The sequence below is a fragment of the Spirillospora sp. NPDC049652 genome, assembly GCF_040675125.1.
Taxonomy (GTDB): Bacteria; Actinomycetota; Actinomycetes; order Streptosporangiales; family Streptosporangiaceae; genus Spirillospora.
Genome location: NZ_JBFAOF010001260.1, coordinates 1 through 1,703, shown reverse-complemented (window position 1 = coordinate 1,703; position 1,703 = coordinate 1). Strand labels below are relative to the sequence as shown.

General features: G+C 77.4%; 1 protein-coding gene and 1 pseudogene. One reads left to right on the top strand and one right to left on the bottom strand.

Annotation, left to right across the window (positions count from 1 at the left end; all coding sequences use genetic code 11):
• Positions 1-1,302, top strand: a 1,302-nt coding sequence (locus tag AB0J52_RS39210) for a tetratricopeptide repeat protein (RefSeq protein ID WP_500188159.1), incomplete at its 5' end; no start/stop codon positions are given.
• A gap of 38 nt (positions 1,303-1,340) precedes the next feature.
• Here AB0J52_RS39210 and AB0J52_RS39205 read toward each other — a convergent pair.
• Positions 1,341-1,703: pseudogene (locus AB0J52_RS39205) on the bottom strand (hypothetical protein); the annotation flags it as partial.

The window sequence follows — 1,703 nt, the reverse complement described above, 5'->3', positions numbered from 1 at the left end:
CACCGCGACCGGGCGGACGACCCGGCCCGCGCGGCCGCCGCCTACGCCTACGCCGTCGGCTGGTGCCTGAGCCGCGGCTGCCATGACGCCGCCGCCGAGCTCGGCCGGCGCGGCATCGAGCACGCCGACCCGCAGGCGCGCCCGGACGCCGATCCGGCCGTGTGGTGGGAGCTCGTCCACGCGACCGCGATGGCGCTGGCCGCGCTGCGCCGCGAGGACGAGGCGGAGCGGCTGCTGCACCGGGCCCGCGCGACCACCGACTCGCCGGTGTGGCACTCCACGATCGCCTACTCGCTGGCGATGCTGGCCGTCCGCCACCACGACCCCGCCCGCGTCGACCTGCAGGCCGCGCTGGCCTGGACGAACACCGCGATCGCGATCTGCGGGCTGCTGCCCGACCCGGCCGAGCGGGCGATCAAGCTCGGTTTCGACCTGAACGGCCGGGCGCTGGTGGAGTCGCGGCGCGGCCGGGACGGCGAGGCGCTGCGGCTGGTCCAGGAGGCGATCGACCTCGCCGAACGCGACCTGCCGCCGGGCGCCCACTCCGTCCACCGGATGGTGCTGCTCGCCAACCGCGCCACGGTCCTGGACCGGCTCGGCCGCACCGCGGACGCGCTCCGCGACTGGACGGCCGTGATCGACGCCGACCCCGTCCACCCCGACTACTACATCGACCGGGGCAACCTGCTGCTGCGCCTCGGCCGCGCGGACGAGGCCGTCGCCGACTACGAGGCCGCGATGGCGGCCGGCCCGCCGTTCCCCGAGCCGTACTTCAACCGCTCGGAGGTCCGGTTCGCCCAGGGCGACCACGACGGCGCGCTCGCCGACCTCGACCACGCCCTCGACCTGGACCCCGGCTTCGCCGAGGCCCGGACGAACCGCGCCGGGCTGCTCGCCGCCCTCGGCCGCAACGGCGAGGCCCGCGCCGACTGCGCGGCCGGGCTCGCGCACCGCCCGGGGGACGCCCACCTGCTCAGCGTCCTCGGCCAGATCGAGGCCGCCGAAGGGCACGGCGACCGGGCGCGTGCCGCGTTCGACCAGGCCCTCGGCCAGGACCCGACGCTGGCCGCCGCGTGGGCGAGCCGGGGCGTCCTGGCGTACGAGACCGGGGACGCCGAGGCGGCCGTCCGCGACCTGACGCGCGCCCTGGAGCTGGGCGAGGACCCGGCCGTCCTGTTCAACCGCGCCGTCGTCCTGGCCGCCCTCGGCCGGACGGCCGAGGCGCGCGGGGACCTGACGCGCGCACGCGACCTGGCCCCCGGCGACCCCGACATCGAGAAGGCCCTCGCCGACCTCGGCTGACACGCCCGGCCGGGTCCGGCCCGCCTAGGGAGCGGACGTCACGCCTGGGTGGCCTTGGCGTTCTGGAGGGTGGACAGGACGCGGACGGTCTCGTAGCCGCGCCAGTCGAGGGCGCCCGCCGCGGAGATCTTGGCGTACTCGACCGTCCAGCCGCCGTCCTCCCGCTGGCCGCCCTCCAGGCGGGCCAGGTCGGCGGCGATCACCTCGGGGCGGAACAGCTCGCGCGGCGGACGGCCCGGGACGCCCGCGAAGTCGAGGGGGTGCAGGTACTCGTCCTCGGTGCCGCCCTCGACCTTGACCATGCCGTCGTCCGGGACGTACCGGCCGAGCCCCTCCAGCAGCTCGCGCGCCTGCGGGTGGACGTCGCGCAGCGCGTCCATCGCCCGGACGGCGAACGCCAG